Consider the following 21,153-nt stretch of genomic DNA (forward strand, 5'->3'; position numbering starts at 1 on the left):
TCCTTTCGTGTGATTAATCCGCAGACCCGCCGGCAGAAACCAGTACCCATTGGCGTCCGTCATGGGCCTACCCGGATATTATATCCTCTACATCCTATAATTTCAAGCCTTAGAATGTATTTTATCCGGTGAGCTCATCCAAAATCTCAAGGGATTTGAACTCATGGCGCACATAATAGCGCCTGCTGGCCTCCACCACTGATTCAAACTCCCTCATCACATCATCCTTTAAGATGAATTTATAAAGGGATTCCACCTGGGAACACACCACATATTCCCAGGCATAGCTGCAGGATTCCGAAACCGGCCTTGGCGGTTCCTCCGTATACTCCCCGTTAATGACCATGGATTTAAGCTCAAACACCCGCCTTGCCAGACGGTTAGGGATGGATGGGTTCAAAAGGGCGCGAAGGGACTGGTAAAGCAGCTTTAAAAGTTCGGTGCCGTCCATATTTTCCTGTGAAAAATAATCCGCCACCTCCAAAAAATAGGAGCCGTAGCACGTGCACTCCATATCCAGTGACAGCCCGTCAAAATAATTGGCAATCTGCGACGACTGAAGGTTATAGGCGCTCCTCCCCTCATACAGGGTGAAGGTCCCAAAGGAAAAAGGCCTGCTGGATGCCATCAGGGGATTTCCTGGTTTTCTGGCGCCATGGGCAAACGCGGTAATACGTCCCCGCTCCCTTGTGAGCAGCACCAGCCTCCTGTCATAATCCCCGGAAGGAGCTGAAATGAGGACCATCCCGGTCAGTGTTACTGTCTCTCTCATTTCAGAATCCCCTCCCCTCTGCTATCCATCAGACCTTATCTTCGTTTTATCTTGTGGCATTCGCCATATATCCGTTGTAAATACAACGTTTTTTACACATCCTTGCCATCGTAACCATAGTTCTTCATATAAAGTTCGCTGTCCCGCCATTCCTTCCTGACCTTGACCCACAGCTTTAAGTTCACCTGGATTTCCATCATGCGCTCGATGTCCTTCCTGGCTTCCGTACCAATCCGCTTTAACATGCTCCCGCCCTTGCCGATGATGATGCCTTTGTGGGAATCCCTCTCACACACAATGCTGGCGTCAATGTCCATGATGCCGTCCGGGCGCTCCTTCATCCTCTCAATGGTCACCGCAATCCCGTGGGGAATCTCATCGTTCAGAAGGCGCAGCGCCTTTTCCCGGATCAACTCAGCCGCAATCTGGCGCATGGGCTGGTCGGTCACCGTATCCTCGTCATAAAACTGGGGACCATAGGGAAGATACTTGAAAATCAGTTCGGTAAGCAGGTCCGTGTTCTTCTCCTTCAGGGCTGACAGGGGTACTATCTCGGCAAAATCACATATGTCCTTGTATGCCGCCATGAAGGTAAGGATTTCATCCTGGTTCTTAACCGTATCAATCTTATTGATGACCAGGATGATCGGTGTCTTCACCTTATTCAGCTGCTCCGCGATATGGCGTTCCCCTGCCCCGATAAAGGTGCTTGGTTCCACCAGCCACAGGATGACATCCACATCCCGCAGCGTGTGTTCCGCCACATTGACCATATATTCGCCCAGCTTGTTCTTGGCTTTGTGGATACCTGGTGTGTCCAGGAATATGATCTGTCCCCTGTCATCCGTGTAAACGGTCTGTATCCGGTTCCTGGTGGTCTGGGGCTTGTCGGACGTAATTGCAATCTTCTGTCCGATCAGATGGTTCATCAGGGTGGATTTCCCCACATTGGGCCGCCCAATCAGTGTCACAAAGCCGGATTTCTTCTGTGTATTCTCTTCCATTCATATCTCCTTATCAGTGGTACAAATTCTTGATTTCCCCAAACATTGCCCGGTCCGCCTTAATCTGTTCATCATTGCCGATCACGCACAGCGCCCCTGTATCCAGCACGGCCTGCACGATGTCTGCCAGGTTCCTTATATCCTCCTGGGTCACGTCCAGGATTTCCTCCCTCTCCCGCTGTATCATCTCATCGGTCACGCCGGAGAGATAGGCGGAAAGGTTCCTGCTGCCCTTCAGGGACGGGGTAAGGGGTGTGTCCACATCACTGATGGTGCCGATTACATATTTGGTCATATCCCGCTCATCGATGGTGAAGCTTCTCAGATAATCCGGTATGCCTTCGTATATCTCATTGGTTTTCGCCATGTTCGGGTCGCGGTAGGATACCATGTACCCTTCCCCCGACCTGCCAAAGCTGCTCATACATCCATATGCGCCACCTTTTACGCGCAGGTTCATCCAGAGATACTCATAGTTCATGATGACCTTCAACACCCTCAGCGCCCCGGTATACTCCAGGCTGCGTCCATTGACACTCTTATCCGCAAAAGAACCGCACCTTGCCACATAATTGACCTGGGAAGCTGTTTTATATCCTTCATTGCGGTTGCCGGCTTCAAAGGTAAATGCGTGCTTTTTCCCGCTGCCTTCCAAAAGGCCTGCCTTAAATGTCTGAAGCTCCACAGGAAGGCGTCCATAGCCCTCCTCATCCGCCGTATACGCCACAAGGATATTATCCTTTGTAAACAGCTGCCGAGCCGTGCTCTTCAGCTTTCCTATCAATTCCTTCCTGTACTGCGGCTCCTCACTGTACCTGCGGCTTACATACTCCAAAAACTGATAATATCCGATTCCGCCTATGATATCGTTGAATGCCGAGGTTGCCGAGTAGTAGGAGGACGCCCTGCCCACCGCGGCCGCATGGGAGGAATCCTCCATCTTCATCCTGGCCCTGGAACGTGTCTCGTCCAGGATTTCCCCCAAACGCTTCTCATTATCCAGATTGGAACGCGTAAGGATTTCGGTCAGGATGGAAAATGCAAAATCCAGTTTTTCATACAGTACCTTTGCGCTGGCAACAAAGGCTCCGGTAAACCGGCCCGGATTAGCCATATCCGGATATGAACTTACTGCAAAGTTCACCCCTCCGCTGTTTAAATATATCTCGCTGGACAAATCACTGTAGCTGTAGTGCTCCGTATCCACATATCCCAGGACGGACTTGAGGAGGCCCACATAGGAAAAATCTTCCACCGGCACACGGTCCGTATCAAAAAGCACCTTCAGATAGCCGATGCCGGAAGTAAACATACTGCTGTGGATTACCCTTACCCCATCCTCCATCTTAAGCTCATAGGAGAGCTTTGCGCCCTCCCGGTCAATATCCTCCCGTGTGAGCATGGGGATTTTCTCCAGGTCTTCCTGGGAGGAGGTTTCCTCCTGGTATGCCTTCAGCGCTTTGGTCCGGGCCACAAGTTCTTCTATCTCTTCCCTGCCAAGGGAGGCTTTATGGGCTGCCAGCCTCTCTGCCAGCTTCCTGTCCTCCTCGGCTGTCTGGTTTATCCTGGGGCTTACCATGATGACAGCCTCATGTGGGTTATCCAACAGGTATTTGAGGATCAGCTGCTCAAAATACCCTTCCCCTGCCGCCTTCTTAAGGAAGTCAAAGGTCTTCTGGTATTCCAGGTGCAGCATGGGGTCCCCGTCATAGAGCCAGCTGTCCATGGACCACAGGCCGTACATAAGTCCTTTGGGGGCGGAACCATAGTCCGCTTCCCTGTAACGGAACTCATAGTAATTCAGTCCGGCTAAAAGGCTCCTCTTATCAATCCCCTGGTCGGCAAGCCTGCGCAGGGTGCCCTTGACAACCGCCAGGAATTCCCCCTTCTGCTCCGGGTTGGCATTCTTGGCTATGACGGAAAAGTAGGGCTGGAGGATCCCGCTGTCATACCCGCCCAGGATATCCTGTCCGATTCCCGCATCAATCAATGCCTGCTTAAGGGGCGCGCCCGGAGCATTGATCAGGGTATATTCCAGTATCTGGAAAGCCACATACAGTTCCGGATCCAAATCCGTGCCAACCACCGTGTTCACGGACAGATAGGTCCTGTCGGCCGTCCCCTCCTCCTCTGTGACGGAATAGGTAATCTCCCGTTCCACCGGACCGTCAAATGCCTTCTGCATGGGAATGGAGGAGTCCGCATGACAGTCCTTCCTGTCATACCTGCCCAGATATTCCTCATCCAGCCATGTAAGCTTCTGCGCCATGTCCATGTCCCCGTACAGATAGATATAGCTGTTGGCCGGATGATAGTAGTTCCTGTGGAATTCAATGAACTGCCCATAGGTCAGGTTGGGGATTACAGCCGGGTCCCCGCCAGACTCATTGGCATAGATGGTGTCCGGGAACAGCACGTTCCTGGTGAACCGGTCCAGCACGCTCTCAGGAGAGGAAAATGCGCCCTTCATCTCATTATACACAACGCCGTTAATGGTCAGGTCATCCTCAGGGGACTGCATCTCATAGTGCCAGCCCTCCTGCAGGAAAATCTTGGGTTCCCTGTAGATGGCAGGGTGCAGCACCCCGTCCAGGTACACGTCCATCAGGTTCTGGAAATCCTTTTCATTGCAGCTGGCCACCGGATACACGGTCTTATCCGGATAGGTCATGGCGTTTAAGAACGTATTCAGAGATCCTTTCACCAGCTCCACGAACGGGTCCTTGACCGGGAACTTCTCAGATCCCTCCAGCACACTGTGTTCCAGAATATGCGGAAGTCCGGTGCTGTCCTCAGGAGGCGTGCGGAAGCCGATACAGAACACCTTGTTATCGTCATCATTCGACATAAGGAACAGCCTTGCACCGCTCTTAATATGTTCCAGCACCATTGCGCTGGAATCCATTTCCTCCACAAACTTCTCCCCGGCCACACGGTAGGCGGCCAGCCCTTTGACTGCTTCCAGTTTCCTTTCATCTGCCATAGATTCACTCTCTCCATTTCTATATCATACTACTTCATAGTCTGCCTTGGTTGTCCCAGCTTATTCACATCCTACATATTTCCCATGAGCCTGTCTTTGACAATGGACGCACACTCCCTGACACAAAGATGGATAAACAGCACAGGGTCCGAGTCAGCTGAAATTCCATAGACATTTTCAATCCCCCACTTTTCAGCGGTCAGCCTGGCCCTGTATATATGGAAATTGCTGGTAAGGACACCGATTTCCAGCGGTTTATCCGGCGCAATGGCATAGGGTACCGAGGTGGTCCTGCGGGTCAGGGGAACCAGTTCCTTCTTATCCCGGTTCCGGTGTTCCTCAATCACGACCTTGCTGTAAGCAATATTCTCCACCGTGCTCACCGAACGGTCCTCTATGAGAAGCTGTTCCGGCCTTACCCCGTTGTATTCCAGATACTGGCGCATCACTTCCGCCTCGCTGACATCCTCACCTGGACCGCGTCCCCCGGAAAGCACCAGAATGGTGTCAGGATTCTCCTCCGCGTATTCAATCGCCTTATCCAGCCGTTTTTTTAATGAATTACTCACCGTGTGTTCCTTTACCCTCGCACCCAGCACAATCACGTAATCCAGGTTTTTCTTATCCGATGAAGCAGCGCCCAGGAACACGAGCACGCAGAGCACGGCCAGCGCCACAACCCCTGCCACGCAGGTGGTGACAACGGATACCGGGACCCATCTTGGAATCCGGTCCATGTTCCTGCTGTAATACCAGCGTCCATAAACAAGAAACAGCAGCAGGGCAGCAAAAAACAGCCAGATAAAGGCAAAGGACGTACCGATACCAGCATACACCACTATCACTATAAAATAGGCAACGCACAGCACTCCAAGCCCAATAAGTATTCCGTCTACCATCCCCAGGCACCTCCTGTCAGCAGATACTTTCATGTATGTCCGGTCAGTTTTCCTCTTTTTTGCGTAAAATGTCGTAAACCGCCAGGTCTGCCTCCGGCCCCAAATCAATCCAGAGGACCTGCTTGGGATGAGGCGCGCTTTCCTGTGCATTTCCGTCCTCATCCGTTATGGCAGCCACCTGGACCATGAGATTGCGGCCATCCGGCTTCATGATTTCCATGGTTTCGCCCACAGAGAATTTGTTCTTCTGTTCAATCCTGCACCTTCCCCGGCCGTCCACCTGTTCCACGGTGCCAAGATAGGTATAGTTCTTCACATATGTGTTATTGTCGTATATCTGTGCATCCTCAGTGGGTTTGCCAAAATAGAAGCCGGTTGTAAACTCCCGGTAGGTGCATTTGCCTATCTCCTGTCTGTACCACTCCATGTTGGCTTCGTAGAGGGCCGGATCCTTATTGTAATCGTCAATGGCCTTCCGGTAAGTCCGGGCCACCGTGGCAACGTACAGGGCGGTCTTCATCCTGCCCTCTATCTTGAAGCTGTCGATACCCGCGTCCATCATCTCCGGGATATGTCCGATCATGCACAGGTCCTTGGAATTGAATATGAAGGTCCCCCGTTCATTTTCATAAACAGGCATATACTCCCCCGGCCTTGTCTCCTCCACAATGGAATACTTCCAGCGGCACGGATGGGTGCAGGCGCCCTGGTTGGCATCCCTTCCCACAAAGTAATTGCTTAACAGGCATCTCCCTGAATAGGAAATGCACATGGCGCCGTGTATGAAGCTCTCAATCTCCATGTCCTCCGGGATCCGGGACCGTATCTCTTTGATTTCCGCCAGGGAAAGCTCCCTGGCAGTCACCACCCGTCTGGCCCCAAGCTGGTGCCAGAACAGATACGTCCCGTAGTTTGTATTGTTGGCCTGGGTGCTGATGTGGATTTCCATGTTGGGAAGCACCCTCTTTGCAATGGCAAACACGCCTGGATCGGAGATGATCAGGGCGTCCGGGCCGACTTCCTTTAATTCTTCAAAATAAGCCTCCACCCCCGGCAGGTCCACGTTATGGGCCAGGATATTGGCCGTGACATAGACTTTAACCCCGCGCGTATGGGCAAAGGCAATTCCTTCCTTCATCTCTTCTTTGGAAAAATTATGGGCCTTGGCCCGAAGGCCGAAGGCCTCACCTCCAATATATACGGCATCCGCCCCATAAATGACAGCTGTCTTAAGCACATCCAGGCTTCCCGCCGGTATCAACAATTCGGTCTTTCTCATTTTCTTCTCTCCACAGAACTAAAACTATTTTATCCTGGTGCTGATTGTCACGCCATCCCCAATGGGAATCACCGCGGTCTCCAGTTCCTCCATGTGTTTCAGGGTATGGAGGTATTCCCGCATCCTGCTGTGGATGGTCCTGTTCCTGCGCTGGACGGCAAACCTGGATTCCACGATATCGCCGTCCTGGAGCACATTGTCCGATATCAGGACCGCCCCCACAGGCATGACCTTCAGTAACAGGGGCAGCCAGTGCAGGTACTGCCCCTTGGCGGCATCCATGAACACCAGGTCAAAGCTCCTGCCTTCCAGTTCCTTAAGAAGCTCATCCGCATCCCCTTCCAGCAGGGTAATCCTGCTTTCTTCACCCGCCTTCTTAAAATTCCCGCGGGCCACGGGGATTCTCTTCCCATACTTTTCAATGGTCGTTATATGGCATTCCTGGGGCATGGCCTGGCACATGAGAAGCGCCGAGTACCCAACCGCCGTGCCGATTTCCAGTATCTGGGCCGGCTTAAGGGCCGCCACCATGGTGCGCAGCAGGGACGCCGTCTCCCTTTTTATGATGGGGACATAGGCCTTTAGCGCCTCTTCCTCTATTGTGTCTAAAAGCACTCCCTGGCTGGATTCCAGGGAATGCAGATAATCCCTTATCCTGTCGTTCACAATCATGGATCCTGTCCCTCAGTCACGTCCTCAAACCATCCGCCTTCCATCTCCTGGTCCTCGCCCTCATAGGTCTCCTGGTTGGCTATCTCATCGCTGTTTTCAGCCTCCGGATCCATGGAACGGCCGGCAGCTTCCTGGCTTCCCGTATCTTCTGCAGCCCCTGTCTGGCTGGCGGCAGCCGGAACACCGGCTTCCCCTTCCGGGACAGTCTCCCCAGCCGTCTCAGCGGTCTTAGCCGCAGGCGCGGCGGCAGCCTTGCCAGCTCCTGACTGGGCCGGCTTTACATCCTCCTCAGTCTCCGGCTTTTCGTTGAGCTGCTGGAGGATTTCCTTGGAGGTCATGGAGGTATTCAGGGTGTAGGTACCCGGGTAAATGGTTTCATAGTCGTAGAATTTACTCTGGAATATAAATGCAAACTCGCTTTTGATAAGCCCTTTGCGGGCCAGGAATTCCGCTGCCTCGGACACGCTTTCACCATCCGTCATCTGGACTACCATGTCATGGCCCGGGGCCTCCTCCACTGCTTCCGCATAAAATATCTCATGTCCGAAGGCATATCCCTTTGCCACCGCCTCATACAGCAGCAGGACAATCAGGGCATATACGATGAGTTTCACCGATATGCTGATTATGGTGGTTGTTATCTTGTTGATTTCTCTCGTTCTGTTGCTCATAATCCATTCCTCTTGCCCTGCCTGGCAGACCATGACATCCGGCGCATCCCGGCGTTGACACGCCATGAAATCAAGCTTCTCCCGGCGTTGACACGCCGGGATATGCGGGCTGATATCCGCACCGGTGCCTGGTTATACCTCCATGATGATCGGCAGGATTACGGGGTTGCGCTTCATGCGCTTCCATAAAAAGTCACTTAAACTGTCCTTGATGATGTTCTTTATCTTTCCCCAGTCATTCACACGGCGGCCCATGCAGTCATCCACCGCATTAACCACCACGGAATGCGCTTCTTCCAGCAGGTCCTCTGATTCCCTTACGTACACAAAGCCCCTGGACACGATGTCCGGCCCTGCAAGAAGCTGGTTGCTGTGCTTTTCTAATGTGAGCACCACTACAATAATACCATTCTGAGCCAGGTTTTGTCTATCCCGCAATACAATATTGCCCACATCGCCCACTCCAAGGCCATCTACCAGGATTCCGCCGCAGGTCACATGGTCAATCACCTCACAGGTTTCCCCGTCCAGGGCAACCACGTCGCCGGAGTTGACCAGCACTGCATTGTCCTTGTCAACGCCCATGAACTCAGCCAGTTCCTTCTGCGCAATGCGGTGGCGGTATTCGCCGTGTACCGGTATTGCGAACTTGGGATGGATTAGGGAATATATTAATTTCAAATCTTCCTGACAGGCATGTCCTGAAACATGGGTGTCCTGGTTAATGATCTTTGCCCCCTTCATGGACAGTTCATTGACCACGTTGGAAACAGCCTTTTCATTACCGGGAATCGGGGTAGAGCTTAAGACAACCACGTCCCTGGGTGTGATGGAAACCTTCTTATGGATGCCGGACGCCATGCGTGAAAGGGCTGCCATGGACTCTCCCTGGCTTCCTGTGGTAATAAGCACGGTGGATTCCGGCGGATAATTCCTCAGATGCTCAATATCAATCAGGGTGCCTTCCGGTACATTGATATACCCCAGCTTGCTGGCAATGTCCATGACCGTCACCATGCTGCGGCCTTCCACCACCACCTTGCGCCCATACTTATACGCCGTGTTCACCACCTGCTGCACCCGGTCCACATTGGACGCAAAGGTTGCAACAATGATGCGCTGGTTCTTATGCTCTGAGAAAATGTTGTCAAAGGTCTTGCCCACCGTGCGCTCAGACATGGTGAATCCCGGCCTTGTGGCATTGGTACTGTCTGCCAGCAGTGCCAGCACGCCCTTTTTGCCCAGCTCGGCAAAACGCTGAAGGTCGATGGGGTCGCCGAATACCGGCGTGTAGTCTATCTTAAAATCGCCTGTGTGAAGCACGATTCCAACCGGCGAGAAAATTGCCAGTGCGGACGCATCCTGGATGCTGTGGTTCGTCTTGATGAATTCCACCCTGAAGCAGCCCAGGTTCACGGACTGTCCGTGCTTCACAACCTTGCGCTTGGTGTTCTTCATCAGGCGGTGCTCCTCCAGCTTGTGCTCAATCAGCGCAATGGTCAGCTTGGTACCGTATACAGGCACGTTAATCTGCTGCAGGATATAAGGAAGGGCGCCGATATGGTCCTCATGTCCATGGGTAATCACAAAGCCCTTTACCTTGTCAATGTTCTGCTTCAGATAGCTGACATCCGGAATCACCAGGTCAATGCCCAGCATGTCATCTCCCGGGAATGCAAGTCCGCAGTCCACGATGATGATGCTGTCCTCATACTCAAACGCGGTGATATTCATTCCTATCTGTTCCAGGCCGCCTAAGGGGATGATTTTCAGTTTCCCTTTGCCATCCTTCTTGCTGTCCCTGGAGGCCTGTCTCACCGGCGCCAGCACCTTCAGGTCCTGGGATGCAGGTGCTGCTTTGGCCGCAGCTGTCTTGGCCTGGGACCGGGATGCCTTTGCAGTTCCCTGACCGGACCGGTTGTCCTGCCGGGATGTCTTGGCCGTCTTATCCTGCTGGGACGTCTTGGCTGCCTTGTCCTGCTGGGACGTCTTGGCTGTCTTCTGCTGGGATGCCTTGGACGATGTCTGGGCTGACTTGGATGCGGACTGGGCTGCTTTGGCCGATGCCTGTCCACTGCCGTCCGCTGCCTGCTGCTTTGCCTGTCCTGCCTGCTTGGCGGTTTTTGACGCCTGGGCGCTCTTTCCGCTGCGGCTTCCCCTCTGTCCCTGGCCTCTGCCGGAACCCGAAGCATCCTTGTCCGCTGTCTCCGCAGTACGTCCGCCCTGCTCCTTGGAAACGCTCTTTCTCTGTGCCGGCCTTCTGTTCTGAGGCTTCTTAGCCTGCTGTTCCGGCGCTGCTGCCTGGTCTGATGCCGCTGCCTGGTCTGATGCGGCTGCCTGTCCTGCTGCCTGCTCCGGTGCGCCCGCCTGCTCTGATACGACTGCACGCTCCGGCGCCGCTGTCTGTACTGATGCCGCTGTACGCTCCGGTGCCACGGTCTGTCCTGATACTGCTGTCTGCTCCGGTGCCGCTGTCTGTGCGGCCACCTCCGGCATGTTGTCTTTTTCTTCTAAATTCAAATTGATTCCTCCAATCTCTATTTCTCAAGCTCCACATCTGCATCGCTTAACAGTTCCTCAAACACGCCCATGAGGCCGTCCAGTTCGCGGTCATCTTCCACAAACTCATAAACGGCTTCAGCGTCCTGCTGCCCGGATACATCCTTTAAAATGTAACACTCTCCGTCCTGATCCTCCGGCGCATCTGTCACAAGCAGATAGTTTACTGCATTGATTCTTGTTTCCTCTAACACATAAAAATCCACGGATTCTCCGGAATCCGTTATCATTGTTATCATATCCGTCTTATCTTTCATTGTTTTCTCCTAAACCATTGGACAGGCTGTCCAGATATCCCTGTAAGATCATGGCCGCCGCAATCTGGTCCACGCTTTCTTTTCTGTGTTCCCTGCGCACGCCGCTTTCAATCAGCACCCTGCTGGCCGCCACGGTTGTAAGACGTTCATCCCAGAGCACCACAGGAAGACCTGTCCGTCTCTCAAGGGATGCCTTGAATTCCTCTGTCTTCACAGCGCGCTCCCCAAGAGTATTGTTCATATTCTTAGGATATCCAAGAACAATCCGTTCAATCTCATACTGGCCAATTAATGCCTCTATTCTTGCAAGGGTCTGCCTCAGTTTATTTTCATCTTTCCGCGTGATGGTCTCCACTGTCTGCGCAGTGATACCTAAAGGATCGCACACCGCCACCCCGACTGTTTTTGAGCCAAAATCCAGACCCATGATTCTCATATTCATTTTCCTCCGTTATCATATAAAATAACGCACAACAAAACCAGCTGGCTGTCCACCAACTGATGCATCCCTGTCTTATCTTACATATCCGTACATTGCCGAGAAGGCCCGCATAACGGGCCTTCCCATCTTTCGCCACGGTGTGCCTGACCGTGCCTGTCCCAATCCTGCCTCTTCCTGATACCAAAACGTGTCTCATCATTCGTTCCACGTCCTGGTTGGGCATCACGGGTACAGCGCTCCGTCCGGCATCCCCTGAACCGTACGCCTGTCACGAAAGCATCTTCATGCCTTAATACGTGTCTGGAAAGGAATCCGCAGACACGTCCTACCGCAAACGGGCATCAATATACACAGCCATCAGTTCTTCCAGAATCTCATCCCGTTCAACCTTCATGATAAGGCTTCTGGCGCCCTTATGGCTGGTAATATAAGTCGGGTCCCCAGACATGATATATCCCACTATCTGATTCACAGGGTTATATCCTTTCTCGGTCAAGGCAATATACACCTGCTCCAGCACATCGCTTACTTCTATCTTCTTGTCCTGAACAGCTTGAAAATATTGAGTTTCACTTATATTGCCCATGTCATCACGTCCTTTAAGTATTCTTCTCTATTCTACATTATATTTTCCTATTCGGCAATAGATAATTTTCTTAATTTTTTCTAATTATTGTCATGTATTTGTAAAATTTCGCATAATATTTCCGTCAACCCAGGGAAATGTTTCTATTTTTGGAAAAATATATACCATCAACAATCCTGCATTTTCCTGACTTCCAGCAACTCCCCTGTCAGCAATCTGACTGCATCAAGACAGAGGATCTGACCAGATAATACATTTTCCTCCCCATCCTTAACAGGAAGGGCCGCCTTCACATACTGCGGGGTATGGCCCGTGATATATTTCCTGCCATCCACCTCCGCCACGTCTTCGAAGAGTACGGATACCCGGCTTCCGGCAAAATGTTCCCTGTATTCCCGCGACATGGAGGCTTCCAGCTCCAGCAGCACATCGCTGCGCTGCGCCTTCACCTGCTCCGGCACCTGGTCCGGCATCAGGGCTGCCCTGGTTCCGGCCCGCTTGGAGTATTTAAATACATGCATTTCATAAAAATGCACCTTTTTAAGGAACTCCCTTGTGATTTCAAACCCCTCCTGGGTTTCTCCCGGGAATCCCACAATCACGTCCGTGGTAATGGCCGGATGATCAAACCATTTCCGCAATATGCCGCAGCGCCTTAAATAGTCCTCCGTGGTATAGTGGCGGTTCATCCTCTTTAATGTGGCGTCGCAGCCGCTTTGGAGGGACAGGTGGAAATGCGGGCAGAACTTAGCCAGGCCCGCCAAAGCCTCTGCAAATTCCTCCGTGATGATCCGCGGCTCCAACGATCCCAGGCGGATACGCTCCAGTCCCGGTATCCGGTGGATTCTTCCTATCAGGTCAAGCAGGGGGCCGTGGTCCCAGTTACCGCCCTGTACCGGCCCTCCCTCCCTGTGTTCCATCCCATAGGAGCTGAGGTGGATTCCGGTAAGGACCACTTCCTTGTATCCCCTGGCAACCAGGCCTTCCACCTCCGCCTCCACATCTTCCGGCTTCCGGCTCCTCACCCGGCCCCTGGCATAGGGGATGATGCAATAGCTGCAGAACTGGTTGCAGCCGTCCTGCACCTTGATGAACGCCCTTGTGTGGTCCGCGATATTGTCCACGTGAAGAGGCTCATATTCATCGGTGCCCCCGATATCCAGCACGTGTATACCGGATTTTGGCCCTTCATCCTCCTTAAGCCTGCCCTCCATATATTCATCCAGGATCTGTACCAGCTGGCCCTTTTTGTTATTGCCGATAATCACGTCCACACACGCGTCCTCCTTAAGCGTGTCCGCAGCCACCTGCACGTAGCATCCGGCCGCCACCACCACGGATTCCGGGTTCAGCTTCTTGGCCCGGTGAAGCATCTGGCGTGATTTCCTGTCCGCAACATTGGTCACGGAACATGTGTTGATGATATAGACATCCGCCTTTTCATCAAAGGGCACGATCTCGTATCCGTGCTCCCTGAGCTGCTGCTGCATGGCCTCTGCCTCATAAGCATTTACTTTGCATCCCAGGTTGTGCAGGGCTGCTTTTGGCATGTTAAAACCTCCTATTTATCAGGTCATGGCCAGCCTCCATCCCCCGATTGCCGGGGGCAATGTACTGCCATAACCAATTTACCAGTTTCTTACTGAATTTTTCATGCAATCTCACTATTGACTTTTACCCCCGCGGTCTGTAGTATTAAAGCAAAGCAGTTATACTAAACTGCAATTCAATTCACACACACCACAAGGAGGGTTCTTCGTATGAAAACAGTTCGCATTTCGTTAAATTCCATTGACAAGGTTAAGTCATTTGTAAATGATTTAGCTAAGTTTGATGTTGATTTTGATTTAGTTTCCGGCAGATACGTGATTGATGCAAAGTCCATCATGGGCATCTTCAGCCTGGATCTGTCCAAGCCCATCGACCTGAACATCCATGCAGAAAGCAATGTTGAGGAGATTCTGGGCATCCTGAAGCCTTACATCATCTAATCGTTGTCATACATCCCACGGCGGGGACCACACCGCATGGTTTAACAAGGAAAGAAGCAAGAGTCTGCTGACGCAGACTCTTTTTTATATTTCCTGCAATCCTTGGCTGACGGATATGTCCTGCCTTTTTGCGCGATTCGGACAGACCCCAGAGCGTGTTTGAAAATTGCTTCCCGACAGACCCCAGGGCGTGTTTGAAAACTGCTTTCCGACAGGCCCTAGAGCGTGTTTGAAAATTGCTTTCCGTCGGCTGTGCGTCCCACTTTGTGGGAGATTTGGTCCCGATGATGGAGGCGTAGCGGGCTACGCTGACTGAATCGGGGCCAAATATACCGCGAAGTGGGGCGTGCAGACGGCGGGAATGAATTTTCAAACACGCTCTAGCCCTGGCAGAGGATCTGCTCCGTGGTAGCAAGCGCTGTCTCCACCAGTCCGTCAATCTTTTCTTCCAGATGACGTTCCGAGCTGTGGATTACATTGATGTTGGGCTTTGTCACGGGATGCTTTGCCACGAAGATGGTGCAGCAGTCCTCAAAGGGCTGGATGGATGTCTCATAGGTGCCGATTTTCTCGGATACGTCCACAATCTCCTGCTTATCAAATCCGATTACCGGACGGAATACAGGCATGGTACACACTTCGTTGGTGGCTGCCAGGGACTGCAGTGTCTGGGATGCAACCTGGCCGATGCTCTCGCCTGTAATCAGGCCGATGGCCCCGTTCTGTCCTGCAATGGTCTGGGCAATGCGCATCATATAGCGGCGCATGATGATGGTCAGTTCCTCATGGGGGCATTTATCGTAGATATAAAGCTGGATATCCGTGAAATTCACCACGTGCAGCATGATTGGCCCGGCGTAGCGCGCAACCAGATTGGCCAGGTCCACCACCTTCTGCTTGGCCCGCTCGCTTGTGTAAGGCGGCGCATGGAAATATACGGCGTCTATCTTCACGCCCCTCTTGGCAATCATGTACCCTGCCACCGGGCTGTCAATGCCGCCGGAAAGCAGCAGCATGGCCTTTCCGTTGGTCCCTATGGGCATGCCGCCCGGTCCTGGGATCATCTGGGAGAACAGATTGATTTTCTGGCGCACCTCCACCCGCAGCAGCACGTCCGGATGATGGACATCCACCTTCATCTGTGGGAATGCTTCCAGGATTACCTCCCCTAAATCCCTGTTAATCTGATCCGAGGTCACAGGATACTGCTTATCCCCTCTCCTGGCGTCCACCTTAAAGGTAAGGTTCTTGTCCGGGTAAACCTGGTCCATGTATTCCTTTACATGATGTTTCAGGTTTTCATAATCCTTGTCGTCAATCTGCACCATGGGGCAGATGTCCGCGATTCCGAACACGCGTCCAAGGGCTTCCACGGTATCATCGTAATCGTATTCCCCATCCGCCTTCACATAGATGCGGCCGGATTCCTTTGTGACCTCGAACTGGCCATCCACATCCCGCAGCGCATACCGTATCTGTTTCATCAGGGCATCCTCGAACATGTAGCGGTTCTTTCCCTTGGTGCCGATTTCCGCGTACTTAATTAAAAATGACTGGTACTGCATGTTTTACCTCTTTCTTTCATTGTTGCGGTGTCATTTATCCTCTGTGATATTTCCTGAGTACGGGAAGAAGTCCTTCCAGCGCCTCCATACAATAATCAATCTCCTCTTTTGTGTTAAACAGCCCAAAACTGAACCTGAGGGTGGAATCCAGAAGTTCCTTCTTTACCCCGATGGCCTTTAAGGTGCCGCTGATTGCAGGGTGGTTGGATGAACAGGCCGAACCCGAGGACACGTAGATTCCCTTGTCCTCCAAGGCGTGAAGCAGCACCTCGCTCCTGACGCCTGCAAAGCCGGCGCTGACAATCTGGGGCGCGCCCTGGCTGCCTTTTAAGCTGTTGACCGTTACCCCCTCCAGCTGTTCCATCCTGTCTATCATATAATCCTTGAGGCTGATGATATAATCCACCTTTTTCTGGTGGTCCGTGTACATTTCCCAGGCAGCAGCGCCCATTCCGGCAATCCCCGGGACATTTTCCGTGCCGGAGCGCAGGTCCTTCTGCTGTCCTCCGCCGTAGAGCAGGGGACGTATCTTCACCCGTTCGTCAATGAACAGGAAGCCCACGCCCTTTGGCCCGTGGAACTTGTGGGCGCTGACGCTTAACAGGTCAATTCCCTGTTTCTTTGGGTGGATGACCAGCTTGCCGTATGCCTGTATGGCATCCACATGAAGGAGGATGGCCGGGTTCTTACCATGGACCAGGGAGGCAATCTCTTCTACCGGCTCTATGGCCCCCACTTCATTATTCACATACATGACGGACACCAGGATGGTATCCGGCCGTATGGATGCTTCCAGCTCCTCTAAGGAAATGTGTCCCTGGCCGTCCACGGACAGATAGGTCACCTCGAAGCCCTGCTGCTCCAGGAATGCCAGAGGGTTATACACGGAGGCGTGCTCAATCCTGGTGCTGATAATGTGCTTTCCAGCCCTCTGGTTGGCCATGGCCGTCCCTATCAGGGCCATGTTATTGGATTCCGTGCCGCCGGAGGTAAAGAGGATTTCCTTATCCTTAACCTTCAGGGTCTTTGCAATCCTGGATGCGGCCTGGCGCACATACTGCTCTGCCTCCATCCCCTTTTTATGCTTGGCAGAAGGATTGCCGTAATCCTCTGTCATTACCTTTACCACCACATCCCTGACGCTGTCAAGCACACGGGTTGTGGCGGAATTGTCAAAATATACTTCCATGGTCTGTCTCCTATATTCTATCTGCCTGCCCTTTTACGGGCCTATAGCCTGTCATCCGGCCGCACTGCGGGCCTTTTGAGTTCATGCAGCCCGCCTTTCAGCTGCACTACTGGCCTTCTGTCACTACAGCCCGCCCTCCAGCCGCATCATGAGCACGGACAGCATGGCAAGTCCCGCTGTCTCTGTCCTCAGTATCCGTTTCCCAAGGCTTACCGGGCGCACGCCCTTTTTCAGGGCAAGATTGATTTCCGCCTCGTCAAACCCGCCTTCCGGGCCAATGAATACCGCAATATCCTGCCCAGGCCCAACGCGGGAAAGCTCCTGCCTGCTGCCTTCCATCCCGGCTTCGTGCTCATATGGGATCAGGCGCAGGGCGAACTGTTCCTTCTCTATATAATCAAAGGCCTGTCCCAATGTCATCAGTCCCATGACCTCAGGCATCAGGCTGCGCCCTGACTGTTTGGCCGCGCTCTCTGCAATGGCCTGCCACCGCTTGCGCTTGGCCTCCTCCTTCTTTGCATCCAGCTTCACAACCGCATTCTTCGTGGACACCGGGACAATGCACGCCGCCCCCAGTTCCACCGCTTTCTGGATGATCAACTCCATCTTATCAGATTTGGGCAGCCCCTGGAAGAGCCAGATCCTGGAAGGCAGTTCCCTTCCATCCCGGTCCACGGACACAATCCGGGCTTCAACGCAATCGCTGTCCAGGGATGACAGGGCGCAGCGGTAATCCGTTCCCGTGCCGTCACTGATCAGCACCTCTTCCCCGGTTTTCATGCGCAGGGCATTTTTCATATGGTTCACATCAGGACCTGTGATGCGTATACAATCCCCCATGACCTGGGCCGGGGCCACAAAAAAATGATGCATGGCTTACCTCCAATCCATATCTAGTGCTCCGTCCAGACAGCACGTTTTCTGCCTGGATGGAGCACTGGCTTCGGTGTCATCAGCGTTTCCTTGCTGTCACAGAAACCCATTCGCCCTGATAAGTCACTTCCACAAGTTCCAGTTCCTCACATTTTGCAAATGCAGCCTTAACCGCCTCTTCCTTCATATTGATGATGCCTGAGGTGATGAAATAGCCGCCCTGCTTCAGATGGGCCGGAATCTCGTTGACCAGCAGGATGATTACATCAGCCAGGATGTTGGCCACCACTATATCGTACCTGTCATAGCCGGCCCAGTCCTTGACGGATCTGTCATCGATGATGTTGCCCTGTATCACATGGAACCTGTCCGTGGAAATGCTGTTGGCCTCCAGGTTCTCTCCCACGGCAGTGATGGCATTTTCGTCCAGATCCGTGCCCCAGACTTCCTTTGCCCCCAGTTTTAAGGCCGTGATTCCCAGGATGCCGCTTCCGGTTCCCACATCCAGCACCAGGGTGTCCTCATCCACCCGCTTCTCCAGCTGTCGGATACACAGCTGGGTTGTCTCATGCATGCCTGTCCCGAAGGCAGTGCCAGGGTCAATCTGCACCAGAAGCTTGTCCTTGTGTTCCTCCGGTATGGTCTCCCAGGTCGGCTTGATCAGGATATGGTCCACGGTAAACGGCTTAAAGTACTGCTTCCAGTTGTTAATCCAGTCCTTATCCTCTGTCTCGCCAGCGGTGATGGTCCTGGCGCCCAGGTCGGTGAACAGGCTCAGCTCATCCAGCCCCGCTTCCACATTCTTAAGGATTTCCTTCACATCCGCATCGTCATCCAGGTAAAAGCTGACCTTGGCGATTCCCTCGTCAGGCGGAAGCTCCGGAAGGATATCGATGAACATCCCCTTTGTCTCCTTGTCGGTCAGGGGAACATTGTCCTCTATCTCAATCCCCTCAATCCCAATATCATCGAACATGCTGCTGACCAGGTCCACCGCTTCCGTGGTGGTGGTTAATGTAAATTTTTTCCATTTCATAATGCATACTCCTTTTATTTTCCGCTGATGATCTTGACAAACAGCACGGCCAGTACCAGAAGGACAACCGGACGCACCACCTTTTTCCCATTGTGGGCAACCATGCCCGCTCCGATATAATGGCCTGCGATAGAGCAGACCCCGGCCGTAAGGCCCAGCGGGTAAAAAACATTTCCAGTGGCAATGAAGGTTACAAGGGCCGCTATGTTGGACGCCAGGTTAATCACCTTTGTCTGGGCGGACGCGCTTCTGGTATCCAGTCCCGCCGCCCCGGTCAGGATGAGGATCAGGAAGGTTCCTGTTCCCGGTCCGTAAAACCCGTCATAGCCGCCTATAAAAAATGCAGCCGCGATACAGATTGCAAATACCTTTGCCTGTGGGATGGTGCCTGTCTTTTCATTTTCCCCCATGTCCTTATTCCTTAATACATAGAATGCGACAATGGGCAATACCACTATCATCATGTGCTTGATGACTTCCCCCGGCACCATCAGGGCCAGATGGGCGCCCAGGGCTGAACCGATGAGCGCCGCCACGGCCGAGCATACGGCCATGAGCATTTTCCCGCGAAGATAGCCGTTCCTGGCAAACCGGGCCGTGGACACGACGGTTCCCATGGCGGAACTCATTTTGTTGGTTCCAAGGGCCATATGGGCGGGTACCCCTGCAATGAGATATGCAGGCAAGGAAATGAGCCCGCCTCCTCCGGCAATGGAATCAACCAGTCCGGCCACGAACACAAGCGGGCATACAATGAGATACTGTATCATGATCTTATCCTCTTTTCCGTAAAACAACCTTTATATTATCATATATTAAAACCACTGGCAATAAGAGGCAATTTTTTTTTGCAATAAAAAAGCAGGATCCTGCATTAACATTATGAACGGATGAAAAACAACTGTAAGGGTCCGGGGATTCCGGCACATATTAAATCAGCCGCCCCCGCCGCACTGCGGGCAGGCAGGCATAAGAAATTCCCAGATTGCATTACAACTCCATCACACACTCCGGATGGGACGGACCCCTTGCAGGATTTTCATTTTACCAATGAAGGATATCACGAAAGAGAATGAGTTTGTTCTGGTCTTAACAAAAGATACCATACGATAAGGACAGAGGACCGCGCCCCTGCTTGCCGCAGGAGGACGGTCCTCTGTTTTTATGATTGGGCGTCCTGTTTTTTCAGGATCCTTTTTAGATAAGCCTCATCCAGCAGGTTCACTGTCTCAAAAACCCCTTTGTAAAACACGGCCCAGTTATTGAATACACAGGGCAGTGCCTTCGCTTTTTCCAGCGTATCCACCGGAATCAGGGATACGGGGACATCATTGATCCTGCAGAACTGTTTTATCCTCTCAATGTTCTGGGGGATATAGGGGCATTGGGCATCGTAATAAATGGTCAGGTCCTGGCTTTCGATTTCCTGCTTTTTAACGTTTGGTGCGAACTTTGGCGTTGTCCCGTCAAAGGAAAGGGCAAGAAGCTCATATCCGTCATCCGTGGTATCGGCCACCTCAAAACCGGACTTCCTGGCAAAGGACTGGTCGGAAAGCCAGGATTTCTGTTTTTTTGCCCCAAGCATGCAGACGCCGGATTTCCCTTTCTCCCTCGCATCGGCCAGGCAGTATTCCATCAGCGCCTTTCCATAGCCCTTTCCCTTGTAACTGCCCGAAACCCACAGGCAGTACAGATAGTAATAATTGTCCCCAAGGATGGGGACCCAGGCGGTTTCAAGAGGGGCATATTCAATAAAAACCACTGCCTTTTCATTTAACTTCCTGAAGACATGGCCTTCCTTCAGCCGTTCCGAAAGCCATTGCCGCTTTGCCTCAATCCCCGGATGGGGCTTTTTACTGCGGATGATACAGCATAAATGCTCATGGGCAAGGTTCTCCGCTGTCAGGTTGATGAAATCAGTATCCACAAAGTTTCCCTCTCTTTCAGTTTTCTGTCCGGGCAGCATGGGTTCTGCTTCCCAGGGAGTACTCGAACCGGTACCCCAGTTCATGGAGGATATCCAGGCCGTCCCTGTATACCAGAATCCCCCGGGAGGATGGCCCCAGGCGGTATTCCAGCAGATAGCGCAGCAGCTCCGCCACGAACCGGGGCTGGTTCATATTCACGATAACCGGTCCGCCGTCTTTCACAGCCGGCAGGCCTGCGTTAAACGGGCACTTGCCGATTTCCCATCCAGGCGAACGGAAATACAGGATTATCTTCAGCTTCCGGTCCACGGAGCGGAACACAAGATGGGACGGCTCCTGCCAGTCATAGTCGTCAAAGGTATATTTCCACTCATATTCATGTCCATCTACAACAATCTTCCGGAATAAAGCCATTTCCCCTCCTAATCATATCAAAATCCTGCCGCC

20 protein-coding genes and 2 pseudogenes are annotated in these 21,153 nt (G+C 52.6%); 2 read left to right on the forward strand and 20 right to left on the reverse strand.

The features are described 5' to 3' along the window. Positions 1-121 precede the first annotated feature (121 nt). From recO to mtaB, 12 genes are all read right to left on the reverse strand, one after another. Positions 122-772 (reverse strand): DNA repair protein RecO, encoded by a 651-nt coding sequence (recO, locus tag MCJ35_RS16870; RefSeq protein WP_025486299.1) that lies wholly within the window; start codon positions 770-772, stop codon positions 122-124. 92 nt (positions 773-864) lie between these two features. Continuing rightward, the gene (era, locus tag MCJ35_RS16875; protein ID WP_008718484.1) at positions 865-1,776 is read right to left on the reverse strand and encodes a GTPase Era; all 912 of its coding nucleotides are present in this window, start codon (positions 1,774-1,776) and stop codon (positions 865-867) included. 13 nt (positions 1,777-1,789) lie between these two features. Further along, a complete protein-coding gene (locus tag MCJ35_RS16880) occupies positions 1,790-4,759 on the reverse strand; it encodes an insulinase family protein (protein WP_025486298.1) in 2,970 nt (989 codons plus the stop codon). Between the two features lie 71 nt (positions 4,760-4,830). Continuing rightward, complete coding sequence (locus MCJ35_RS16885) at positions 4,831-5,658, reverse strand: YdcF family protein (RefSeq protein ID WP_025486297.1); 828 nt, start codon at positions 5,656-5,658, stop codon at positions 4,831-4,833. 43 nt (positions 5,659-5,701) lie between these two features. Then, positions 5,702-6,937 carry a peptidase U32 family protein gene (locus tag MCJ35_RS16890; protein ID WP_008718491.1) on the reverse strand — a complete coding sequence of 412 codons (1,236 nt, stop codon included), beginning with the start codon at positions 6,935-6,937 and terminating at the stop codon, positions 5,702-5,704. A gap of 24 nt (positions 6,938-6,961) precedes the next feature. Then, positions 6,962-7,609, reverse strand: a complete 648-nt coding sequence (locus MCJ35_RS16895; RefSeq protein ID WP_025486296.1) for an O-methyltransferase — start codon at positions 7,607-7,609, stop codon at positions 6,962-6,964. Next, entirely contained in the window at positions 7,606-8,280 is a 675-nt protein-coding gene (locus MCJ35_RS16900; protein ID WP_025486295.1) for an endolytic transglycosylase MltG, read from the reverse strand. Before MCJ35_RS16900 ends, MCJ35_RS16895 begins: the two co-directional genes overlap by 4 nt. A 132-nt stretch (positions 8,281-8,412) precedes the next feature. Continuing rightward, positions 8,413-10,800 (reverse strand): ribonuclease J, encoded by a 2,388-nt coding sequence (locus MCJ35_RS16905; protein WP_025486294.1) that lies wholly within the window; start codon positions 10,798-10,800, stop codon positions 8,413-8,415. A 17-nt stretch (positions 10,801-10,817) separates the two neighbouring features. Beyond that, on the reverse strand, positions 10,818-11,096 hold the full coding sequence (locus MCJ35_RS16910) for a DUF1292 domain-containing protein (RefSeq protein WP_025486293.1): 279 nt from the start codon (positions 11,094-11,096) through the stop codon (positions 10,818-10,820). Continuing rightward, positions 11,086-11,532, reverse strand: a complete 447-nt coding sequence (gene ruvX / locus MCJ35_RS16915) for a Holliday junction resolvase RuvX (protein ID WP_025486292.1) — start codon at positions 11,530-11,532, stop codon at positions 11,086-11,088. Before ruvX ends, MCJ35_RS16910 begins: the two co-directional genes overlap by 11 nt. 331 nt (positions 11,533-11,863) lie before the next feature. Next, the gene (locus MCJ35_RS16920; protein WP_025486291.1) at positions 11,864-12,124 is read right to left on the reverse strand and encodes an IreB family regulatory phosphoprotein; all 261 of its coding nucleotides are present in this window, start codon (positions 12,122-12,124) and stop codon (positions 11,864-11,866) included. A 167-nt stretch (positions 12,125-12,291) separates the two neighbouring features. Further along, complete coding sequence (mtaB, locus tag MCJ35_RS16925; protein ID WP_025486290.1) at positions 12,292-13,674, reverse strand: tRNA (N(6)-L-threonylcarbamoyladenosine(37)-C(2))-methylthiotransferase MtaB; 1,383 nt, start codon at positions 13,672-13,674, stop codon at positions 12,292-12,294. Between the two features lie 210 nt (positions 13,675-13,884). Between mtaB and MCJ35_RS16930 the strand changes: the two genes are divergently transcribed. Further along, entirely contained in the window at positions 13,885-14,115 is a 231-nt protein-coding gene (locus MCJ35_RS16930; RefSeq protein WP_008718507.1) for an HPr family phosphocarrier protein, read from the forward strand. On the opposite strand, the pseudogene MCJ35_RS32160 reads toward MCJ35_RS16930, so the two are convergent. Then, positions 14,108-14,428 (reverse strand): annotated as a pseudogene (locus MCJ35_RS32160) (DUF6783 domain-containing protein); the annotation flags it as partial. The gene MCJ35_RS16930 and the pseudogene MCJ35_RS32160 sit on opposite strands and share 8 nt — an antisense overlap. Between MCJ35_RS32160 and MCJ35_RS32165 the strand changes: the two are divergent. Then, positions 14,345-14,527, forward strand: a pseudogene (locus MCJ35_RS32165) (DUF6783 domain-containing protein). The pseudogenes MCJ35_RS32160 and MCJ35_RS32165 overlap by 84 nt on opposite strands. Here the strand turns inward: MCJ35_RS32165 and thiI are convergent. The 7 genes from thiI to MCJ35_RS16965 form a co-directional block, all read right to left on the reverse strand. Further along, complete coding sequence (thiI, locus tag MCJ35_RS16935; RefSeq protein ID WP_008718508.1) at positions 14,496-15,680, reverse strand: tRNA uracil 4-sulfurtransferase ThiI; 1,185 nt, start codon at positions 15,678-15,680, stop codon at positions 14,496-14,498. The pseudogene MCJ35_RS32165 and the gene thiI sit on opposite strands and share 32 nt — an antisense overlap. A gap of 34 nt (positions 15,681-15,714) precedes the next feature. Continuing rightward, a complete protein-coding gene (locus tag MCJ35_RS16940; protein WP_025486289.1) occupies positions 15,715-16,869 on the reverse strand; it encodes a cysteine desulfurase family protein in 1,155 nt (384 codons plus the stop codon). A 123-nt stretch (positions 16,870-16,992) separates the two neighbouring features. Continuing rightward, on the reverse strand, positions 16,993-17,742 hold the full coding sequence (locus MCJ35_RS16945; RefSeq protein WP_025486288.1) for a 16S rRNA (uracil(1498)-N(3))-methyltransferase: 750 nt from the start codon (positions 17,740-17,742) through the stop codon (positions 16,993-16,995). 79 nt (positions 17,743-17,821) lie between these two features. Beyond that, a complete protein-coding gene (gene prmA, locus MCJ35_RS16950) occupies positions 17,822-18,778 on the reverse strand; it encodes a 50S ribosomal protein L11 methyltransferase (protein ID WP_025486287.1) in 957 nt (318 codons plus the stop codon). 14 nt (positions 18,779-18,792) lie between these two features. Beyond that, a complete protein-coding gene (locus tag MCJ35_RS16955) occupies positions 18,793-19,548 on the reverse strand; it encodes a sulfite exporter TauE/SafE family protein (RefSeq protein WP_008718517.1) in 756 nt (251 codons plus the stop codon). 392 nt (positions 19,549-19,940) lie between these two features. Then, positions 19,941-20,705, reverse strand: a complete 765-nt coding sequence (locus MCJ35_RS16960; protein ID WP_008718521.1) for a GNAT family N-acetyltransferase — start codon at positions 20,703-20,705, stop codon at positions 19,941-19,943. A 16-nt stretch (positions 20,706-20,721) separates the two neighbouring features. Continuing rightward, positions 20,722-21,120, reverse strand: coding sequence for a hypothetical protein (locus MCJ35_RS16965; protein ID WP_025486286.1), 399 nt, complete (start codon positions 21,118-21,120; stop codon positions 20,722-20,724). Between the last annotated feature and the right edge of the window lie 33 nt (positions 21,121-21,153).

Source organism: Enterocloster sp. OA13 (assembly GCF_022440595.1).
GTDB classification, from domain to species: domain Bacteria; phylum Bacillota; class Clostridia; order Lachnospirales; family Lachnospiraceae; genus Enterocloster; species Enterocloster hominis.